The following is a 20,622-nucleotide window of genomic DNA, read 5'->3' as shown; positions in this document are numbered from 1 at the left end:
CGCCACTTCGCTTCCTTTGATGCTAGGCCACCGCGTCGAAATAACTGGCAAATTCGGCCCGAATCTCGGTCTCGTCCGCTACGTCACAGTTCCTGATATAGGTCAGCGCCCGCTCCGCGCGCTCAAACGACTTGCCTTCAAGTCCGGTCGTTCGCGATGCAATGCCGGCCATCTCCTCAAACACGCCGTTGCAGTGAAGGACCAGATCGCAGCCCGCCGCAAGGATAGCGGCCGCCTTTGACGGGAAATCCCCAGAAAGTGCCTTCATCGAGGTGTCGTCGCTCATCAACAGGCCGTCGAAGCCGATTTCGCCGCGGATGATCTTTTCGATGACCTTGCCGGATGTCGTGGCCGGGTTCTTCGGGTCGATCGCGCTATAGACGACATGCGCCGTCATCGCCATCGGCAAATGGTTGAGCTCCCTGAACGGGGCAAAATCATGCCGCTGCAGGTCGCCGATCGAGGCGTCGACGGTCGGCAGTTCGAAATGCGTGTCGGCGAAGGCCCTTCCATGGCCGGGAATATGCTTCATCACCGGCAGCACGCCGCCCGCCATCAGGCCTTCCGCCGCGGCGCGACCCAATTCGATGACGGCGCGCGGCTCCTTGCCATAGGCGCGTGCGCCGATGACGTCGCTGGCGCCCTCGATCGGCACGTCGAGCACCGGCAGGCAATCCGCCGTGATGCCGTAGCGCAGCAGATCGAAGGCATGCAGCCGCGCCATCAGCCAGGCGGCACGGGTGCCGGCGTCATGGTCGTCGCGCCATAAGGCGCCGAGTGCGCCGGCAGCCGGATAGTTCGGCGCCAGCGGCGGCCGCAGGCGCTGCACACGGCCGCCCTCCTGGTCGATGAACACCGGCGCGTCCGCACGCCCGACGCAGTCGCGCATAGCGGCGACCAGATCGCGGATCTGCTCGGTCTCGCCGATATTGCGCGCAAACAGGATGAAACCCCACGGGCATTCGTTGCGGTAGAAACGGATCTCGTCGCGGGTCAGTGATTTCCCGGCGCAGCCGAGGATCATGGATTTTGATTCGGTCATGCGGAACAGTTTAGAGCTTCGCGCCGACAAAGGGAATCGCCCGCAATTGCCTCCAGGGATTTCCGTTCACGCAAAAAAGCCGGCGCGAGCGCCGGCTTTTCGAGAGGTTTTTGGTGCCGCTAGTGGGACACGAAGCAATTGCCGCCGGCAGCCTTGTAGCTGGTGCACAGTTTGATCGCCTCGTTGCGCGACTGCGCTGGAACGCGGACGCGGTAGAAGGTGCCCTTGCCGGCAATTTCGGCCTTGACGATGTTGGCGGTGCGGCCGGAAAGCACGCTGCCGTAGCGGCGCTGCAGATCCTGATAAGTCGACTGGGCGCTTTCGACTGTCGGCTGCGAAGCGATCTGTATCGACCACGAACCAGCGCCGGCCGCGGCCGGATCGATGGAAGCAACCTGATCGGGCTTGACTTCGCCGACTACGTCGACCGGCTGGTCGGACGGACGCTGCGGCGCCACTGGGACCGTGGCCGGGGTGTTGGCGGACTGCTTGCTGGCTGAGGGCTGGGCCTTGGCTTCGGCCTTGGTGTCGGGCTTGGGCGCCGGCTGCAGCTTGGTGGTTTCGGCCTGATCGCCACTCGCCTGATCGCCACTCGGCTGGTCACCAATCTTCTGATCGCCAATCTTCGGATCACTTGTCATCTGCTCGATCAGGGGCACGGTGCCAGTCTGCGCGGCGGCGTCGGCCTGGGCCGACGGAGCCACGTGCTGCGGCGCCGGATCTGCCGGCTCGGCAGCAGCCATCTGCGGGGCGGCAGGCGCCGGATCCTCGCGCGCCACCAGCGAGCCGTCAGGTTTCACGACCATGGTCCGTACCTTGCGCGGCGCAACGGCGACGATCTCGGGGTTGGCACCCTTCTCGGCCTCCTGCAGAACCTGCGCGATGCGATCCTCGGACTTGGGCGCCGGTGCGGCGGCAGTTTCGGTACCGCCAGCGGCATTGGCGCCAAGCGCATCGGTGTCAGGCGCGTTGGTATCAGGCGCGTTGATACCAGAGGCGTTGGTGTCGGACGCCACTGTGCCGGGCGCGTCGAGATCGTCCGCGGCGTCGGGGTCATTGGGCGAAAGATCGACGACGCGGCTCTCCGGTTCGTTGGCTTTCAGGTCCACAGGCTCTTCGGTGTTGGTGACCAGCTTCTGCTGAACGGGCTCGGCGGGCTTGGCGCCCTTGACCACAGCGTCATAGACCTTGTTGTCCTGGTTCGGCACGACGGCGCCGCCTGGATTTTCCGGCTTGATCTTGATCGGCCTGTTGTCGGCCTTGACGATAACCGGCGCATCGCCGTCGCTCTTGCCGCCGAGGGTCAACGCAAAGGCGCCAAGGCCTCCGGCGATCGCCACCGCGCCGACTATCGCTCCTATCAGCAGCCCGCGCCTGCGCGGCCGCCTTTCGGCCTCGCGTTCGGCGAGGCCCGGGACCGACATCTCGTCGTCCAGTTCGGGATCGTAGTCGAGCTCATCGAAGGTGAAATCGTCGGCTTGCGAAACCGGCTGGCCACCGGGCAATGGGCCCAGATCGAAACCGTCCGCTGCATCGGCATAGGAAGCGGCCGCCGCGCTGACGGGGGCTTCCGCAGGCTTGGCGCCATAGGCGCGCGTCTCGCCACGATCTTGCTTATAACCAGACGCAAAGCCCGCATCGTATTCATCGTCATAGCCAGCACTGCGCACCGGGGCAGGCGCTATATCCGTGGCATTCATTTCGGTGAGAAGGCTGGCAAAATCGGCATCAAGATCGTCGTAGGCGGGCGCCACCGGCTCGTCATCGTCGAAGTTGAGCGCCGGAATGTCGAGATCGTCCGCCAGCGCCACGACGCGCTCGGGCACGTCGACCGTCTCGACATCGGGCATCTCGTCATACGCGGAAGGCTGTTGATGCGAGGTTGGTGCAGCTTCCGTGTAGGCGGGCCGATCTTCATAGGACGGCCTCTCTTCACGGGATGCCTGGCCTTCATAGGACGGCGCCTCTTCGACCGGTGCGGCCCGATAGGACGGCGCCGCAGCCGGCTGCGGCGGTGGTGCCGGACGCGCCGAAGCCACCGGCTGGCCTGCAAAAGCGGGCTGAGGCTGTGCGACCGGCGTCACGCGGCTCCACGAGCGGGCCGGCTCGGGCGGCGTGGCGCGTGTCGTCAGCCAGTTCAGCGCATCGAGCGGATCTTCTTCGGAAGCAGCTGCGGCACTCTTGTCGGCCGAGTCATGATCCAGGCCGATATTCCTGGCGAAATCGGCATCGAGCGCATCATTGTCCAAATCATCCGCAGGTCCGGCAGCGGCTTCAACACCGAAATCCTCGCCTTCAAGCTCATCGAAGAGGACACTGCCAAGATCGGCATCATCGGCGGCACTGGACTGCTGCGGCTCAGCGGGCTCGTGCTCGTCGAGTTCCCAATCCAGCTCGTCGACAGGATGCACCGGTTCGTTGGTGACGTCTTCAGCCGCCACCATGGGCTGTTCAGCAGCCACTGCTGGCTCCTGAATTGCGGGCGCCACGGGCTGCTGAGCAGCAGCCATCACAGGCTTCTGGGCAGGCTGCTGGCTTGTCTGAGGTTCGTTGGCCGCTTGTGCCGGCCGTGTGCTCATTGCACCCAGCAGCGCGTTCAACTCGTCTTCCAGGCTGCGTTCCTCAGCCACTGGGGCTGTCGGGACGACAGCGGCCGGCGCCACTGGTTCGGCCGCAACCTGCGCCACGGGCTCTTCGACGTCCTCCGCAAGCGCATCGTCGAGGCTCAGATCGAAATGGTCGTCGAACGCCGCTTCAGCAGCCGTGCCGGAAAGCTCGACGGCCTCTGGTTCTTCGATTTCGGCAGGCTCGTTCGGGCGAACGTCTAAGTCCATGTCGACGTCGGCCATGGCATCATCGAAATGGCCGGCAAAATTCTCATCGTCCGAAACCGCCTCAACCGGCGATGCCGGGGCGGCGACGGTTTCCGCCGGCTCATGCTCGTCGACCATCAGCTCGTCTTCGAGCGAGCTTGCAACGGCATCGTCGAACTCGTCATCGAACGCAGGCTCGGCGGCTTGCGCCGCGGGTTCAACGGCGACGGCCTGCTCCATCGGCTCATGCTCTTCGAGCATCAGCTCGTCTTCGAGCGAGTTGGCCACGGCGTTGTCGAACTCATTGTCGAAGGCAGGCTCGTCGTCGAAGGCGGGCTCGTCGACCGGCGCGTATGCATCGGCTGCGGCCCTAGGTCCGTCCTCGCCCGTCGCCCCGATCTTGCCCGTCACATCGTCGTCGAGCCGAAAATCCTGGTCGACAGGGCCGGCAAGTTCGTCGTCACTCGACAAGTCGTCCTCGAACGGCGACACGTCTTCGAGCGAGCCGGCGACGGCGTTATCGAACTCGTCGTCGAACTCCGGCTCGACAGCGGGAGCGAACGACCTTTCGGGGCCGGAGGCAATTTCGTCGGCGGCAACAGGAGCGGCCGCAACAGGAGCAGCATCATCCACCGCACTGTCGTCGAACGCGAAATCCTGTTCGAACGAGGCGGCAAGCGCGTCCTCCATCCCATCCGTGGTAGCCGGTTCGGATGCCGGCTCGCGAAGCTCGACAGGGGAAGCATTGTCATTGGCGTCGGCGCCGAACTCGCCCATCAACTCCTTCTCGAGATCGATGTCGAAATCGGCCTCGCCCTCCGGCGGCCCGGCGGCAGCGGCTTTCGGCTGGGCCGGCGTTTGCGGTTTGACCGGTTGGCGCGGGTCGAACCCCATGATCCTGGTCAGTTCCGCGAACGGATCATCGTTGGCGATGTCGTTGTGGTCGGCTGCTCTCAGCTGGGTTCTGTCTGCCATTATTGTTCCCGAACTCGCACTCATTCGGACGCCATGGACGTCGCGTAGGGTTGGCCCTTACCAGCGCAATGTGGGCAAAAGGTGACAGGTTTTTTACTCAAACCTAACGCATTTCGGTGGGCGCATTGGCTCCGATCAGCGTCAGGCCGGACGTCAAAACGTCCGAAACAGCCTGCACCAGCCCTAGTCTGGCATGCGTCAATTGTCGGTCGTTAACCTTAACAAAACGTAAGTCAGGATTATCGGTGCCGCGGTTCCAGTGTCCGTGGAAGCTGGAAGCGAGTTCGTAGAGGTAGAATGCCAGCCGGTGGGGCTCAAGCGCGAGCGCCGCGGCTTCGATCAGCCGCGGATATTCGGCAAGCTTTCTGATCAGGCCGATCTCACCCTCGTCGGTCAGCAAAGCCACTTCGGCGGCCAGCTGGTTGCGGTCGAACATGGCCTCGCCCAATTGCTCGCTTGCCTGCCGGAACACCGAATGGCAGCGCGCCGAGGCATACTGCACGTAGAACACGGGATTGTCCTTCGACTGCTCGGTCACCTTGGCGAAGTCGAAATCGAGCGGCGCGTCGTTCTTGCGGTAGAGCATCATGAAGCGGATCGGGTCGCGGCCGACCTCCTCGACCACTTCACGCAAGGTCACGAACTCGCCCGACCGCTTCGACATGCGCACCGGCTCACCGGCGCGAAACAGCCTCACCAGCTGGCAAAGCAGCACGGTAAGCTTGACCTCGTCGCCGGCAATCGCCCGGGCAAGCGCTTCCAGCCGTTTCACATAGCCGCCATGATCGGCGCCAAGCACATAGATCAGGTCAACGAAGCCGCGATTGACCTTGTCCTTGAGGTAAGCGACATCGGCAGCGAAATAGGTGAAGGTACCGTCCGACTTGACCAGCGCCCGGTCCATGTCGTCGCCGACCGCGGTCGAGCGGAACAGCGTCTGCTCGCGGTCCTCCCACTCGTCCGGCTTCTCGCCCTTGGGCGGCGGCAGCTTGCCCTTGTAGATGTGGCCCTTCAGCGTCAGGTCGCTGATCGCCGAGCGGATCTTCTTCGCATTGTTGGCATGCAGCGTCCGCTCGGAAAAGAAGACGTCGTGATGCACGTTGAGCAGCGCCAGATCCTCGCGGATCATCGCCATCATCGCGTCGATCGTCCTGTCCTTGACGATGGCAAGTGCCTCCTCGTCCGGCATCTGCAGTAGGGAGCGGCCGAATTCGCTGGCCAACGCCTGACCAACGGGGATCAGATAGTCGCCTGGATAAAGCCCGGCCGGAATCTCGCCGATCTCATCGCCAAGCGCCTCGCGGTAGCGCAGGATGACCGAGCGTCCGAGCACGTCGATCTGCGAACCGGCATCGTTGATGACATATTCCTTGGTCACGTCGTAACCGGCGAAGGCCATCAGGTTGGCGAGCGCGTCGCCGACCACGGCACCCCGGCAATGGCCGACATGCATCGGCCCGGTCGGGTTGGCCGAGACATACTCGACATTGGTTTTCTTGCCGCCGCCGACTGTCGAGCGGCCGTAATTGCGGCCCTCGCCGAGCAGCGCCGTCAGATGTGCCTGCCAGAAGTCGTCCTTGAGCTTGAGATTGACGAAGCCCGGGCCGGCGATCTCGGCGGCCGCGATATCCTCGTCGGCGCGCAGCGCCTCGGCCAGCCTTTCGGCCAGCGCGCGCGGGTTCTGGCCGGTCGGCTTGGCCAACACCATGGCAGCGTTGGTGGCGAGATCGCCATGGCTGGCATCGCGCGGCGGCTCGACGGCGATGCGCGACAGATCCGGCGGCACGCCATCCTTGTCTTTCAAATCAAGCGCTTCGACGGCCTTTATGATTCGCGCGTTGAAATCGGCGAAGATGTTCATTGCTATGGCTCTGACGGTTTTGCAGGGATCCGGCTCGTTGGCCGGCAAAATCGCGCCCGCCCTAGCTCAAATCCGGCGTATGGTCAAACAAACGCCTGTGTTCCTTGAGTGCATAAGTGTCCGTCATGCCAGCCAGGAAATCGGCAACACTGCGCGCCTTGACGCGATCCTCCGCCCGATCGAGCCCTTCGCGCCAGCCATCCGGCATGGCGCGCGGATCGGCGAAATAGACGTCGAACAGGTCCCTGACGATCTGGTCGGCGTCGGCGCGCACCCGCATGACCTCCGCGTGCCGATAGAGATGCTTGTAGAGAAAGGCCTTCAGCTCCTTTTCCGATACGGCCGTCTCGGCGGAGAAGCTCACCATCGTCTCGCCGGCCGCCCTTACCGCCTCGGCGCTGTCGGGCTTGATGCGCGCCAGATTGGCCGTCGTCGAGACGATCACGTCCTCGACCATGATAGTGATCTGCCGGCGCATCAGCTCGTGGCCGGTGCGTACGTCATCGAGCGCCGGATAGCGCTCACGCACCCCCTTGAGGATCGACCCCGGCAGCGAGAGGTCCTCCAGCATGTCCAGCGTCAGCAGCCCTGCCCTCAGCCCGTCGTCGATGTCATGGGTGTTGTAGGCGATGTCGTCGGCAATCGCCGCGCACTGCGCCTCGATACCGGCGAAGCGGTCGAGCTCGAGGTCGTGCAGTTCGGAATAGTCGCGGATCGCCTGCGGCACCGGCCCCTTCAGCCCTTTGCCCTTGGCATCGGTCAGTGGGCCATTGTGCTTGACCAGCCCCTCCAGCGTTTCCCAGGTGAGGTTCAGCCCATCGAACTCGGCATAGCGCCGCTCCAGCCGCGTCACCACGCGCAGCGATTGCGCATTGTGGTCGAAGCCGCCCCAGGCGGCCATCTTCTCGTTCAGCGCGTCCTCGCCGGTATGGCCGAAGGGTGTGTGGCCGAAGTCGTGCACCAGGGCCACCGCCTCGGCCAGGTCCTCGTCGCCGCGCAGTGCCCGCGCCAGAGCGCGTGCAATTTGCGCCACCTCGATCGAATGCGTCAGCCTTGTGCGGTAATGGTCGCCTTCGTGTGCGACGAACACTTGCGTCTTGTGCTTCAGCCGGCGGAACGCCGTCGAATGGATGATGCGGTCGCGGTCGCGCTGGAACGGCGTGCGCGTCGGGCTTTCCACCTCGTCGAACAGCCGGCCGCGCGACTTCGCCGGGTCGCTGGCATAGGCCGCGCGCGGCCGATAGCCGAATCCGATGTCGCCCAACTCGTTGGTCATAGCGTATGCCGCAGTTGACTTGCCCCGTCGCGCTTCATACCTATCATACGAAACCGAAAGCAAGGTGACGCCCATGGGCGCTGATGCCAAGACCGCCATGAAAGTCGAGATGACCGACGCCGCCGCCAAGCGGATCGCCAAGATCGTGGCGAGCGAAGCCGGCAAGACGGCCCTGCGCGTCTCGGTCGAGGGCGGCGGCTGTTCCGGCTTCTCCTACAAGTTCGATCTGGTCGATAGGCGCAATGATGACGACGTCGCCATCGAGAAGGACGGCGCAACCGTGCTGATCGACGACCTGTCGCTGGTCTATATGGGCGGCTCGGTGATCGATTTTGTCGACGATCTGATGGGCCAGTCGTTCCAGATCAGGAACCCCAATGCGGTCGCCTCCTGCGGCTGCGGCACCAGCTTCTCGATCTAGAAATGCCCGACATCGGCGCGGTCCGTCAGATCGCGCTTTCCGCCGGACGCGACCTCGACGCAACGCTGGCCTTCTGGCGCGAGGTGCTCGGCATGAGTCTGCATGCGCGTTTCGATCCTCCAGGCATCGCCTTCATCATGGCAGGTGACGTGCGCCTGCTTTTCACCGACGGCCTGCCGGCCGGCACCGTCTATCTCGACATATCGGACCTCGAAGAGTTCCACGCTTCGGCAAGGGCCGCCGGTGTTCCCTTCACCGCGCCGCCGGCGCTCGTCCATCGCGACACCGAAGGCCTGTTCGGCCAGGCGGGGGAAAGCGAGTGGATGGCCTTCCTAAAGGACCCGGCAGGCAATACGATCGGCCTTGTCGAACGTCACCCGCCGGATCGCTAGTCTCCGGACCACCAGCCTATCGAGGACGTCATGAAAATCGTCACCTGGAACATCAACGGCGTCCGCGCCCGCATCGGCAATTTGACCCATTGGCTGACGGAAAGCGCGCCCGACATCGCCTGCCTGCAGGAGATCAAGACGGTCGACGAGCAATTTCCTCGCGCCGAGATCGAGGCGCTCGGCTACAATGTCGAGACCTACGGCCAAAAAGGCTTCAACGGCGTCGCCATCCTGTCGAAGCTGCGTTTCGACGAGGTCAATCGCGGCTTGCCGGGCGACGATGCCGACGAGCAGGCGCGTTTCATCGAAGGCGTGTTCTCGACCGACAAGGGCGCCTTGCGGGTTGCCTCTATCTATCTGCCGAACGGCAACCCAATCGACGACGAGAAGAAGTTCTCCTACAAGCTTTCCTGGATGACGCGGCTGGAGCGCTGGGCCGAGGAGCGGCTTGCACTGGAAGAGCCGCTGGTCCTGGCCGGCGACTACAATGTCATTCCTGAGCCGGCCGATGCGAAATATCCGGAAAACTGGCTAAGCGACGCGCTGTTCCAGCCCGCAACGCGGCAGGCGTTCCGGCGGCTGAAGAATCTCGGCTTCACCGAAGCCGTGCGTGCCGTCACCGACGCCCCCGACGTCTTTACGTTCTGGGACTATCAGGCCGGCGCCTGGCAGAAGAACAACGGCATCCGCATCGACCACCTGCTTCTGTCGCCCGAAGCCGCCAATTGGTTTTCCTCGGCTTCGATCGAAAAACAGGTGCGCGCCTGGGAAAAACCCTCCGACCATGTGCCGGTGGCGATCGATCTGGCGCTGCGGCCGGCCTGATCGGAGCTGCTGTCCGGCGGCACATTGAGAAGTTGACCTCTTATCGCCACAAATCGCGCGCTTGATGAGAAATCATCATGGTGGCTGGGGTTCCCATGACTATCCGACTTGCACTTTGCACGTGTGCCGCGGCGCTCGCTTTTGGCGCGATGCCGGCCGTTGCCGCTCCGCTATGCCTTGCCAATGGCAAATCGTTCCAGATCGGTCAAATGGCCTGCCTGACACTTGCCGGACAAAGCCACCTCGCCCGCTGCGAGATGGTGCTCAACAACACGTCCTGGACAAAGCAGCGGGACGGCTGCCCGGAGAACACACTGGCCCCGCATCTGCAAGGCACGCCGATATCAACACCGGCGCCCGGCGGCGTGCCGGCGAAACCGACCGAGAACTGATTTAAATCGACCAATCCCGCCGGCCTACTGGTCGCCGCCACCCTTGGTCAGGATGTCGTCGGCCAGCGAAATCGCGGTGCGACGGTCGGCTTCGCCGGCGGCGGCAAACGCTTCTTCCTGCATGCCGCGGATCCATGGCTGGTCGGCGGGTGAGGCTCGTTCGAGTGCCGCGGTCATCATCGCCAGCCCGCGGACGATCTTGCCGCTTTGGAAAAGCAGGTTGCCGAGCGTCGCCTGCGCGCCCGCATGGCCCTTTTCGGCCGCCAGCTGGAACCAGCGTCCGGCCTGCTTGACGCTGGCCTTGACGCCGCCCTCGCCCTTGAGGAACATCTGGCCCATCTCGAACTGGGCGTTCGGATTGCGGTAGTTGGCGGCGGCACGCATGTAATATTCCTGGGCCGCCACCTCGTTCTCCTCGACGGGGCTGCCGGGAATGCCTTTCCTCAGATAGTCGCCAAGCGCCACCAGCGCGTCCGAAACATAGCTTTCCTCGGGCGAACCGGGCTCGACGTCCTGGTCGACGATCTCGCTGAAGAACTTGAATGCCGCGTAGTCGTCTCGCGCCACGCCATCGCCTTCGGCATACATGCGCGCAAGCTTCCAGGTGGCGCCGATCTGGCCGTTCTCGGCGGCATATTTGTAGGCTTCCGCGGCCTGCTCCTTATGGCCGTTCTTGTAAGCGGAAAAGCCGAACTGGAACACCGCCCACGGGCTCGACTGCGGCTTCACGCCGGTCTTGTCGTCGAACACCTTGTCGTCGAAGGCCATGGCCTGGCCGACGGCGCCTAAGGTCGCGCCAAACGTGGCGAGCGCAACCAGTGCCGAAAGGACAGACGACCTCAACAACTCAGATGTCCGCATAGCAGTGTGTTTCTTTGGCACCGCCCGGATGGGTGACCGCGCCGTCGCGGGCAGATCCGACCGTCTGTGCGTATTTCCAGATCGCGCCCGACTGATAGTCGGTCGTGCGCGCCTTCCATGCTTTTGCCCTCGCCGCCAGTTCGGCTTTGGACAATGCAACCTCGATCGTGCCGTTCACCGCATCGATCGAGATCAAGTCGCCGTCTTTCAGAAGCCCGATCGGGCCACCGACGGCCGCTTCCGGCCCGACATGGCCGATGCAGAAACCGCGCGTCGCGCCAGAAAAACGCCCGTCGGTGATGAGCGCCACCTTGCCGCCCATGCCCTGGCCGTAGAGAGCCGCCGTCGTCGACAGCATTTCGCGCATGCCCGGGCCGCCGCGCGGACCCTCGTAACGGATGACGAGAACCTCGCCTTCGCTATAGTTACGGCGCGTAACCGCCTCGAAACATTCCTCTTCCGAATCGAAGCAGCGCGCCGGACCCGAGAATTTGAGTTCCGCCATGCCTGCGACCTTCACGATCGCGCCTTCGGGGGCAAGGTTACCCTTCAAGCCCACGACCCCGCCGGTCTGGGTAATCGGCTTGTTGGCGGGACGGACCACATCCTGGCTGTCATTCCAGGAAACATGTTCCATATTTTCGGCCAAAGTGCGGCCGGTCACCGTCAGGCAATCGCCATGAAGATAGCCATGGTCGAGCAGCGTCTTCATCAAGAGCGGAATGCCGCCGGCCTCGAACATGTCCTTGGCGACGTATTTGCCGCCCGGCTTGAGGTCGGCGATGTAGGGTGTCTTTTCGAATATCCTGGCCACGTCGAAAAGGTCGAACTTTATCCCGGCTTCGTGCGCGATCGCCGGCAGATGCAGCGCCGCGTTGGTCGAGCCGCCGGTGGCCGAGACCACGGTCGCGGCATTTTCCAACGCTTTCATAGTAACGATGCCGCGAGGGCGGATGTTCCTTGCGATCAACTCCATGATCTTTTCGCCGGAAGCGAAATTGAAGCGGTCGCGCATCTCGTAGGGTGCCGGCGCGCCGCAGGAATAGGGCAGCGCCAGGCCGATCGCCTCAGCGACGGTGGCCATGGTGTTGGCGGTGAACTGGGCGCCGCAGGAGCCGGCCGACGGACACGCGGCTTGCTCGATTTCTAGCAGTTCGGCGTCGCCGATGGTGCCGACCGAATGCTGGCCGACCGCCTCGAATACGTCCTGCACGGTGATCTGCCGGCCACGGTAGCTGCCGGGCAGGATCGAGCCGCCATAGATGAAGATCGACGGCACGTTGAGGCGCACCATAGCCATCATCATGCCGGGCAGCGACTTGTCGCAACCGGCCAGGCCGACCAGCGCATCGTAGCAATGGCCGCGCATGGTAAGCTCGACTGAATCGGCGATGACCTCGCGTGACACCAGCGACGACTTCATGCCCTGGTGGCCCATGGCGATGCCGTCGGTGACGGTGATGGTGCAGAATTCGCGCGGCGTGCCTTTGGCGGCCGCCACGCCCTTCTTGACCACTTGCGCCTGGCGCATCAGTGAGATGTTGCAAGGTGCGGCCTCGTTCCAGCAGCTGGCGACACCAACCAGCGGCTGCGCGATCTCGGCCGCCGACAGCCCCATCGCATAGAGGTAGGAGCGATGCGGCGCCCGCTCGGGACCAACGGTCACGTGACGGCTTGGCAGCTTGGCCTTGGAGATCGCTCTGGCGTCCATACTCGTCCTTGCCGCGGGCGGTGCGGCCTGTCTCTTCGCCTAGCCTTTTGGCGCGTGTCCCGAGACAAGTTCGAGGTGCGCCGGGTTTATGGCGGGAAATGGGCAATGTTCCCAGGCGGCCGGGTGGCGCGAGGGTTGTTCAGAAACTGTTGCCGAAACGTCACAATTATCGGAGCGAACATCATGGGGGCAATTGTTGCGCTGGCCGAATGACGGATGACGCACCGACGAAACGACCGGGCAGTGCCCGGCCGTTTTGTCGTTTAAAAATTTGTAGTTAGAACTTGATCTTGACGGAAGCCGAACCGGCGAGAAGCAGGTCGTTGCCGTAGGTATAGGTGACGGCATTTGCCACGTCGCCGACACCGCTGAAAGTCGATGACCCGCTCGTCAGCACACCGATCGAGCCGCCGAGCCTGACCTCGACCTGGTCGTTCGGCGAATAGGAGACGCCGCTGGCCACGGCCCAGGTATCCGACTGATAGCCGGAGGTCGTCGAGGTGCCGCGATCCCAGGTCAGCGAAACCACGCCCGACAATTGGTCGGTGAACTTGTGACCGATACCGCCCGTGATCGTCCAGCCGTCGCGATAAAGCAGGTCGAATGAAACGGGCGAGGGAGCACCGGTTACCGGACTGCGCACGCCATTGATGGCAATGACGCCAAGCTTGCTCCACTCCTGCCAGCGGATGGAACCAAAGGCCAGCCAGCCAGGAGCTATACCGCTCTGCAGCTTGAATTCCAGAGCCTGAGGTATCTCGGCCGACGCCGAGACTGGGTACACGCCGGTAGAGCCAGGAACCAGATCCGCTGGAAAGGCGCCCCTGAAGCCGGTCGTGTCGACCGTTCCCGACAGCCCGTCATATTTATAGCTGGAAGAGTACATCAGGCTGGCGCGCAGAGCGATCTCGGGGATCTCATAGGCTGCGCCCGCACGCCAACCCCATGCCTCGTCGGACAGCTTGAAGACGCCGAGGCCGGTATTGCCGAAGGCGAGCAGTGTCTGGCGGGACAGAAACGCGTCGACCTGCTGGTAGGAGACACCGCCAATGAATCGTATGGCGCCCTTGCCGACGTTCACCTTGTAAGAGCAGGTGAGACCGAAATCGTCTGTGTCGACGGAGTATTTGACCGCTGTCGGCGAATAGGCGTTGTTCATGCCGAAATTTGCGTCCGCACCATACGGTCTGGTATAGGTGGCAAGACAGTCTACGGGCTCAAAGATGTTGGCCTTGATGCCGACATGCGGCACCGCATAGTCGCCACCAACATCCACCGCCGACGTCGACAGCCCCGAGCCGTCCAGACGCTGCACATTTTTGAGCGTGCGTTGGGGCGAAACATAGGTGACGCCTGCATCGAACGAATATGGCGCCGCGTCGAACAGCTGGTCGATGTTGACGCCGCCCCGGTCAAAGCCTCCGGAGTGCGCCGTCCCGACCAAAGCCAGCGAAAAGGCCGCTGCGCCCAGCAGCGCTTTCAGACGCGAATAACACATGAATCTCCTCCCCGAATGTCATTCCATCAAGCTAGAACCAATTCAGGTTAATGGCGCAACAACGAATTCGCCGTGCGTACATGTACACCCTGGCCGAACGCATTTCCGACAAGGTGTCGGCCTTCTCGACAAGGCGGGAAAATGGCTGGCTCGGTACAAATCAATGAGAAAAATCGGGAAAATCGCCTAAATCACGACAAAACTGGGCATTTCGCGTGCGCAGCCACCCATTGTTACATTATGGCAACAATGGGGCAAAAACATTCAGTTTGCCTCAAGATTTACGCTGCGGAATGCCTGTTTTCGTGGCAGGAAGCCCATCTGGAAAGCAGATTCGTGACCCGGCGAATCTGCTCGATCAGCCGGCCCAATTTGCTCTATCAGCCGGCCCAATTTGTTCGATCAGCCGGCATCGCGCACCCGCGTCAATGCCACCGAAAGCTTCTCTTGCGCCTCGCGATATTCGGCGAGTTTTTCGCGCTCGGCCTCCACCACCTCGTCCGGTGCGTTGGCGACGAATTTCTCGTTGGACAGCTTCTTGTAAAGCCGCGCAATTTCCTCGGTCACCTTGGCAAGTTCCTTCTGCAGGCGCGCTGCCTCGGCTGTAACGTCGATCAGGCTGCCGAGCGGCAGGCAGATGGTCGCCTCGTTGACGACGATCTGGGCGGAGCCCTTGGGCGCCGCATCGACCAGCGAGATGTCGCCGACCCGCGCCAGCCGCTTGATGGCCGATGCCTGGCGCTCAAGCCTTTGGTGGGTCGTTTCATTGGCACCGATCACCATCAGGGGCGCGATCGCTGCCGGCGGCACGTTCATTTCCGAACGCACCGAGCGGATGCCGGAGACGAGATCGACCAGCCAGTTGATATCGGCGGCGGCCTCCTCGTCCTCGAAGTCGGGCGACGGCCAAGCCGCATGACAAAGCAGCGACGGCCGTTGCCTGCCTTCGCCGGCGGTTTCGGCCCACAGTTCCTCGGTCATGAACGGCATCATCGGATGCAGCAGCTTGTAGATCTCGTCCAGCACGAAGGCGACGCATGCCCTGCTCTCGGCCTTGGCGGCCTCGTCGGTGCCCATGAACACCGGCTTCAGCAGTTCCAGGTACCAGTCGCAGAACTGGTTCCAGACGAACCGGTAGGCAGCACCCGCCGCCTCGTTGAAGCGGTACGAGGTGATGCCGTCGGTTATGTCGCGCGCGGCTCGCGTCAGCTCCGTCAGGATCCAGCGGTTGACCGCCAGCTTGGCGTCCTGCAGCCAGAAATCGTCGTCGCGCGCCACTTCGTTCATCTCGGCGAAGCGCGTCGCGTTCCACAGCTTGGTGCCGAAATTGCGATAGCCGGCAATGCGGGCCGGATCGAGCTTAACGTCGCGCCCTTGCGCTGCCATCACCGTCAAGGTGAAGCGCAGCGCATCGGCGCCATATTCGTCGATGAGGTCGAGCGGATCGATGACGTTGCCTTTCGACTTCGACATCTTCTGTCCATTCTTGTCGCGAACCAGCGCATGCACATAAACGGTATGAAACGGCTCCTGGTCCATGAAATGCAGGCCCATCATCATCATGCGGGCGACCCAGAAGAAGATGATGTCGAAACCGGTGACCAGCACGTCGGTCGGGTAATAGGTCTCCAGCTCCGGCGTCTGGTCCGGCCAGCCGAGCGTCGAGAACGGCCACAGCGCCGACGAGAACCATGTGTCGAGCACGTCCTCGTCGCGGGTCAGGATCTCGCCAGGCTGGAAATTCTCGAGTTTGTCCTCGACCCAGGCCTTCCACGGCCCTTCCAGCGCCAGATAATATTCGACGGCGGCACCGAGCGCTTCTTCCTCGGTCTTTTCGACAAAGACATGCCCGTCCGGCCCGTACCAGGCAGGGATCTGGTGGCCCCACCAGAGCTGGCGCGAAATGCACCAGGGCTGGATGTTCTCCATCCAGTCGAAATAGGTCTTTTCCCAGTTTTTGGGCACGAAATTGGTGCGGCCCTCGCGCACCGAGGCGATCGCCGGCTTGGCCAGTTCCGCCGCATTGACATACCACTGGTCGGTCAGAAACGGCTCGATCGGCACGCCGCCGCGGTCGCCGTGCGGCACCGCATGGCGATGCGGCTCGACCTTTTCGAGAAAGCCGCCCGCCTCCATCAGCTCGACGATCTTCTTGCGCGCATCGAAACGGTCCAGGCCATCGAGGCCGTCCCAGACGGCCTGGCGCTCCGGCGTCACTTCCAGTCCGGCCAGAAAGTCCTCATTGTCCTTGAGGCTCACCGCCGCATTGACGGTGAGGATGTTGACCGCCGGCAGCCGGTGGCGCTTGCCGACCTCGAAATCGTTGAAGTCATGCGCCGGTGTGATCTTGACCGCACCGCTGCCTTTTTCGGGATCGGAATACTCGTCCGCCACCACCGGGATCTTGCGGCCGACGATCGGCAGGATGAGGTTCTTGCCGACGAGATGCCGGAAACGCTCGTCGTCGGGGTGGACTGCGACAGCCGTATCGCCCAGCATCGTCTCGGGGCGGGTCGTCGCAACGGTGATGAAGGTCTTCGGATTTTCCGGATCGAAGGTCATGCCTTCGATCGGATAGCGGAAGTGCCAGAGGTTGCCGTTGACCTCCTGCTGCTCGACCTCGAGATCCGAGATGGCGGTCAACAGCTTCGGGTCCCAGTTCACAAGGCGCTTGTCCTTGTAGATCAGCCCTTCCTTGTAGAGCGTCACGAACACTTCGAGCACTGCCTTCGACAGGCCCTCGTCCATGGTGAAGCGCTCGCGGCTCCAGTCGGCCGAGGCCCCGAGCCGCTTCAGCTGGTTGAGGATGGCGCCACCGGACTCGGCCTTCCACTCCCACACCTTGTCGATGAACTCATCGCGCGTCAGGTCGCGGCGATGGATCTGCTTTTCCATCAGCTGGCGCTCGACCACCATCTGCGTGGCGATGCCGGCATGATCCATGCCCGGCTGCCACAAGACGTTCTTGCCGCGCATGCGCTCGAAGCGCACCAGAATGTCCTGCAGCGTGTTGTTGAGCGCATGGCCCATATGCAGCGAGCCGGTGACGTTCGGCGGCGGGATGACGATGGTGAAGGCTTCAGCCCCCTCCTCGGCGCCGGCACCGGCCCGAAACGCGTCGGCCTCTTCCCATATCCTGGCAATCTTCGGCTCGACGGCTTTGGCGTCGTAGGTCTTTTCGAGCATGGGAAAACGGTCCGCGCTGTCCGGAATTTGTGGTCCGGTGTAAATCGGAAGGTTGTTGCCAAGTCAACCGCAAGGGCGGCATGGCCAAATAGATAGCGCTGGGATGGTTAGGTGCAACTCGCGGAAGTGATCGTTGCAAGGCAAATCGCTTCAGGTTGCACTGCCCCTCATTGCCCTGCCTTGCAGCATTGGTGGTTGGCGAAAGCCAAAGCGTCATCCGATCTCCCTTCTTGCGGGGGAGATGTCCGGCAGGACAGAGGGGGGTGGGAAGGATCGCCACCTTCGACGTCTGTCTTCCCCAATCTCGGAAATTCAATTGCCTGCAGGCGTAGCTGCGATCGTTGAGAGGCCGGAGGGACAGCACCCCCCTCTGCCCTGCCGGGCATCTCCCCCGCAACGGGGAAGATTGGATGCTTCGCCGATGGCGCCTGTCGGCAGGGCGGATGAGGGGCAGCGGCGATTTCGACACCGGAGGGGTGGCGTCCAAACTCAATAAAGACGCCGCCTGGAGACAGCCTTTGGTCCTGGTTTCTGAACTTACTGCGCGCCGCGCGCGACGCGCTCGATTTCCTCGCGCACCAGCCGCTCGACCAGCGTCGGCAGGTTGTTGTCTAGCCAGTCCTGCAGCATCGGCCGCAGCATCTCCTCGGCCATCTCGTCGAAGGTCTTCTTGCTGCGGCTGGCAAATGCGTCTGAAAGCTCGCCGAAGGCGGCGGCAACCTGCCGCCCCGTATGTTCCGAAAGGATCGCCGGCCGAGAGTACGGCGCCTCGCTGGCCGCCGAACTCGCCAATCCCATTTTCGAAGGTCCCGGGCCGATTTTCGAAGGTTCCAGGCCGCTTTCCGAAGACTGCGGCCCATTTTCAGAAGGCTCCGGCGCAGGTCCAGCAGTCGCCTCGTCTTCGAAAACCTCGGCTTTTGGCCCGGCGTCCGGCGTCCGGGGTGGCTCGGCCCGGTCCGGCTTGGCCATCGCGTCGCCGACCGCTGCGATCTCGCGCCGCCAATCGGCAATGATGGTGTCCGTCGTCTCGGCAGCCTTGGCCGTCGCAGGCCGATCCGGCTTTGCGGGCGGTTCGGGAGCGGTGTTCACCTCAGCCAGAGTGACCGGCGCTTTTGCCGGGCCGGGACGCACTTCCGTATACGCATTGACGGGCGCGGATGATGGCTGCACCTCGGCCCGCGTGGCCGGCTTGGCGATCTCCAGTCCGCCGCGCAGTTCGGAACGGAACGCATCGCCCTCCGCTGCCCGTCCGGCTGCCGGCGCCGGTTGCAGATCCTGGCGCAGCTCGTCCGCGTCGCCCGGCTGCTTGCGGCCGGTATCGCTGTCCTCGATGATCCTTCTGATGGAAGCCAGTATCTCTTCCATGGAAGGTTCGCGCTGTACGCTGCTTGCCGTCGCCATCGTCACATCCGCCGCCCTTGTGACTCGTTCTCAGATTTCCTGTCCGGCAATGCCGGATTCGAATCATGGCGACAGCGTAACCGACGGAACGCCCTGCGAGAATCCCCAATCTGGCGACATCTCGGATTTCAACAGATTAGGGTCGGGAGTGGAAGCCCGCGCGTCGTTCGAGCGCGGGCTGAAACCACGGCCTGGCGATCAGCGGCCGTCCGGCGTGCGCAGGCCGATCCACTTGTCTTTGACGGCGTTGTAATGCTCTTCCGGCCTGTACTTCGTCACATTGAGCGCAAGGCGGTCTGCCGACAAATGGCCAACCGCAGAGAGGATGGCATAGCTTGCCACCACCACGTCGCGTTCGGCACTGGCAAGATTGATCTTGGCAGTGATGACGGTCGCCTGCGCATTGAGAACGTCGAGCGTGGTACGCTGGCCGACATTGCGCTCCTCGATGACGCCGTTCAAGGCAAGCTGCGCGGCGGCGACCACCTGCCGGTTGGCCGTGACGCTTTGCTGCGCGGCGGTATATTGCGTCCATGCCGATGTCACGGCCTGGCGCACCTGGTCGCGACTCACGTCGACTTCGATCCGCGCCTGGCTGAGCGATTCCTTGTTCTGGCGCACGGTCGCCGAGGTCCGTCCGCCGGAATAGATCGGCACGGTCAGTGTCGCGCCGATGTTCGCCGACGTCCTTGTACCATCCTGCGATGCCCCAAGGACGCCCGGAACCGTGTTGCGATAGTCGCCGGAAACGCCGGCGCTAGCCGAAAGCTGCGGCAGCAGCGCGCCTTCGGCCGATTTAACCGAAAACGCCGCCGCGTCGACCAGATGCTCGGTGGCGAGGATGGCCGGATGTTCGGCCGATGCGATCGCAATCGCTGCATCGAGACTCGACGGCAACAGCTTTGACAGCGGCGAAGCCGGCCTGAGCCTGCCCGGCTCGTCGCCGACGATCTGGCGATAGGTCGCAGCACTTGCCAGCGCTGTCGCGCGGGCGGCGCTCAACTGCGCCACCGCGGAGGCGCGCGAAGCATCGGCTTGCGCGACGTCGGTGCGCGTGCCTTCGCCGACCTCGAAGCGCGAACGCGCCGCACGCGCCTGCTCGGTCAGGAATTGCAGATTCTGTTCGGTCAGCACCGCGATCTGGCGGTCGCGGATGACGTCCATATAGGCACTTGCCGCGTTGAACAGGGTGTTTTCTTCGGTGTTGCGCAGGCTCTCGACCGAGGCGCTGACCCGCGCTTCAGCGGCCGCGACATTGTTCCTGGTCTGAAAGCCGTCGAACAGGGTTTGATTGATCTGGACGCCAAAGTTGCCGGTAGTTATGCGTGCGGTTCGACTGGTACCATTGACGTGGGTGCTGGTGTAGTCGATGTCCGCGGAACCGGTGATGGTCGGGCGCCAGCCGGACTTGGCGATTGCAACGCCCTCGTCGGTGACGCGGACGCCGGCGCGTGTCGAATTGAGCGAGGAATTGTTTTGGTAGGCCTTTGAAAGGGCCCCGATGATCGTTTCGGCCGAGGCGACCATTGGAGAAAGCGCGGTCGCCGAAACGAGGACAGCGGTAAAAAGCAACTTGCGTACAGACGGCACGTTATATTCCCTCATTCGTTTTGCACGGGAACTGCGCCACGCTGGCTTCTCCTCTGATCAGCCGGCGCCGCGTTTTTTATCGTTCCCCCGCTGAAAGCCCCCAAGAAACACCCGGTTATGCAGATCAGCAACGATTGTTCAAACGCAAGCGATCATGACAACGCCTTCGCTGCAAGGCAAAATCACTCAGAATTCGAAGGCGGGAATGCGTTCAAATCCAGGTAGTGGCTTAATTGCCGCATTAAATGCGCGTCTTCCCGTTACAACCCCTCCAGTCTTAAAAAAAAGCCGGGCTACGCCCGAATTGCCCTGCCCCTCCACGGCGACGAGTCGGCCGCCTTCGGCAAGCTGGTCGAACAGCGCCGCCGGCACCTCCCC

General features: G+C 63.1%; 14 protein-coding genes and 1 pseudogene. 4 read left to right on the top strand and 11 right to left on the bottom strand.

Annotated elements, in window-relative coordinates; genetic code table 11:
- Positions 1-22: 22 nt before the first annotated feature.
- The 4 genes from nagZ to NKH05_RS04930 form a co-directional block, all read right to left on the bottom strand.
- Positions 23-1,042 (bottom strand): beta-N-acetylhexosaminidase, encoded by a 1,020-nt coding sequence (nagZ, locus tag NKH05_RS04945; RefSeq protein ID WP_352482125.1) that lies wholly within the window; start codon positions 1,040-1,042, stop codon positions 23-25.
- Positions 1,043-1,161: 119 nt separating this feature from the next.
- Positions 1,162-4,830 carry an SPOR domain-containing protein gene (locus NKH05_RS04940; RefSeq protein ID WP_353025084.1) on the bottom strand — a complete coding sequence of 1,223 codons (3,669 nt, stop codon included), beginning with the start codon at positions 4,828-4,830 and terminating at the stop codon, positions 1,162-1,164.
- 103 nt (positions 4,831-4,933) lie between these two features.
- Positions 4,934-6,691: an arginine--tRNA ligase gene (gene argS / locus NKH05_RS04935; protein ID WP_352857556.1), complete on the bottom strand. Its 1,758-nt coding sequence runs from the start codon at positions 6,689-6,691 to the stop codon at positions 4,934-4,936.
- 61 nt (positions 6,692-6,752) lie between these two features.
- Positions 6,753-7,967, bottom strand: a complete 1,215-nt coding sequence (locus NKH05_RS04930) for a deoxyguanosinetriphosphate triphosphohydrolase (protein ID WP_352495390.1) — start codon at positions 7,965-7,967, stop codon at positions 6,753-6,755.
- Between the two features lie 73 nt (positions 7,968-8,040).
- Here NKH05_RS04930 and erpA point away from each other — a divergent pair, with 73 nt between their 5' ends.
- The 4 genes from erpA (at position 8,041) to NKH05_RS04910 (ending at position 9,997) form a co-directional block, all read left to right on the top strand.
- A complete protein-coding gene (gene erpA / locus NKH05_RS04925) occupies positions 8,041-8,388 on the top strand; it encodes an iron-sulfur cluster insertion protein ErpA (protein WP_352467016.1) in 348 nt (115 codons plus the stop codon).
- Between the two features lie 2 nt (positions 8,389-8,390).
- The gene (locus NKH05_RS04920; RefSeq protein ID WP_352495391.1) at positions 8,391-8,780 is read left to right on the top strand and encodes a VOC family protein; all 390 of its coding nucleotides are present in this window, start codon (positions 8,391-8,393) and stop codon (positions 8,778-8,780) included.
- 30 nt (positions 8,781-8,810) lie between these two features.
- Positions 8,811-9,605: an exodeoxyribonuclease III gene (gene xth / locus NKH05_RS04915; RefSeq protein WP_023720052.1), complete on the top strand. Its 795-nt coding sequence runs from the start codon at positions 8,811-8,813 to the stop codon at positions 9,603-9,605.
- A 77-nt stretch (positions 9,606-9,682) separates the two neighbouring features.
- Positions 9,683-9,997 carry a hypothetical protein gene (locus NKH05_RS04910; protein WP_023720051.1) on the top strand — a complete coding sequence of 105 codons (315 nt, stop codon included), beginning with the start codon at positions 9,683-9,685 and terminating at the stop codon, positions 9,995-9,997.
- Positions 9,998-10,021: 24 nt separating this feature from the next.
- Here NKH05_RS04910 and NKH05_RS04905 read toward each other — a convergent pair whose 3' ends face one another.
- From NKH05_RS04905 to NKH05_RS04875, 7 genes and pseudogenes are all read right to left on the bottom strand, one after another.
- Complete coding sequence (locus NKH05_RS04905) at positions 10,022-10,858, bottom strand: tetratricopeptide repeat protein (RefSeq protein WP_023678939.1); 837 nt, start codon at positions 10,856-10,858, stop codon at positions 10,022-10,024.
- Positions 10,845-12,569 (bottom strand): dihydroxy-acid dehydratase, encoded by a 1,725-nt coding sequence (gene ilvD / locus NKH05_RS04900; protein WP_352495392.1) that lies wholly within the window; start codon positions 12,567-12,569, stop codon positions 10,845-10,847. Before ilvD ends, NKH05_RS04905 begins: the two co-directional genes overlap by 14 nt.
- A gap of 277 nt (positions 12,570-12,846) precedes the next feature.
- Entirely contained in the window at positions 12,847-14,067 is a 1,221-nt protein-coding gene (locus NKH05_RS04895) for an OmpP1/FadL family transporter (protein WP_352482115.1), read from the bottom strand.
- Between the two features lie 402 nt (positions 14,068-14,469).
- Positions 14,470-17,253 (bottom strand): valine--tRNA ligase, encoded by a 2,784-nt coding sequence (locus NKH05_RS04890; protein ID WP_352857558.1) that lies wholly within the window; start codon positions 17,251-17,253, stop codon positions 14,470-14,472.
- A gap of 537 nt (positions 17,254-17,790) precedes the next feature.
- Positions 17,791-18,654: a DUF2497 domain-containing protein gene (locus NKH05_RS04885; RefSeq protein ID WP_352495394.1), complete on the bottom strand. Its 864-nt coding sequence runs from the start codon at positions 18,652-18,654 to the stop codon at positions 17,791-17,793.
- A gap of 198 nt (positions 18,655-18,852) precedes the next feature.
- Entirely contained in the window at positions 18,853-20,244 is a 1,392-nt protein-coding gene (locus NKH05_RS04880; RefSeq protein ID WP_023720047.1) for a TolC family outer membrane protein, read from the bottom strand.
- Positions 20,245-20,430: 186 nt separating this feature from the next.
- Positions 20,431-20,622, bottom strand: a pseudogene (locus NKH05_RS04875) (protein-L-isoaspartate O-methyltransferase); the annotation flags it as partial.

Origin of the sequence: Mesorhizobium sp. M1399 (genome assembly GCF_040317735.1) — a bacterium.
GTDB lineage: Bacteria > Pseudomonadota > Alphaproteobacteria > Rhizobiales > Rhizobiaceae > Mesorhizobium.
This window is presented reverse-complemented; position numbering and strand designations above follow the sequence as displayed.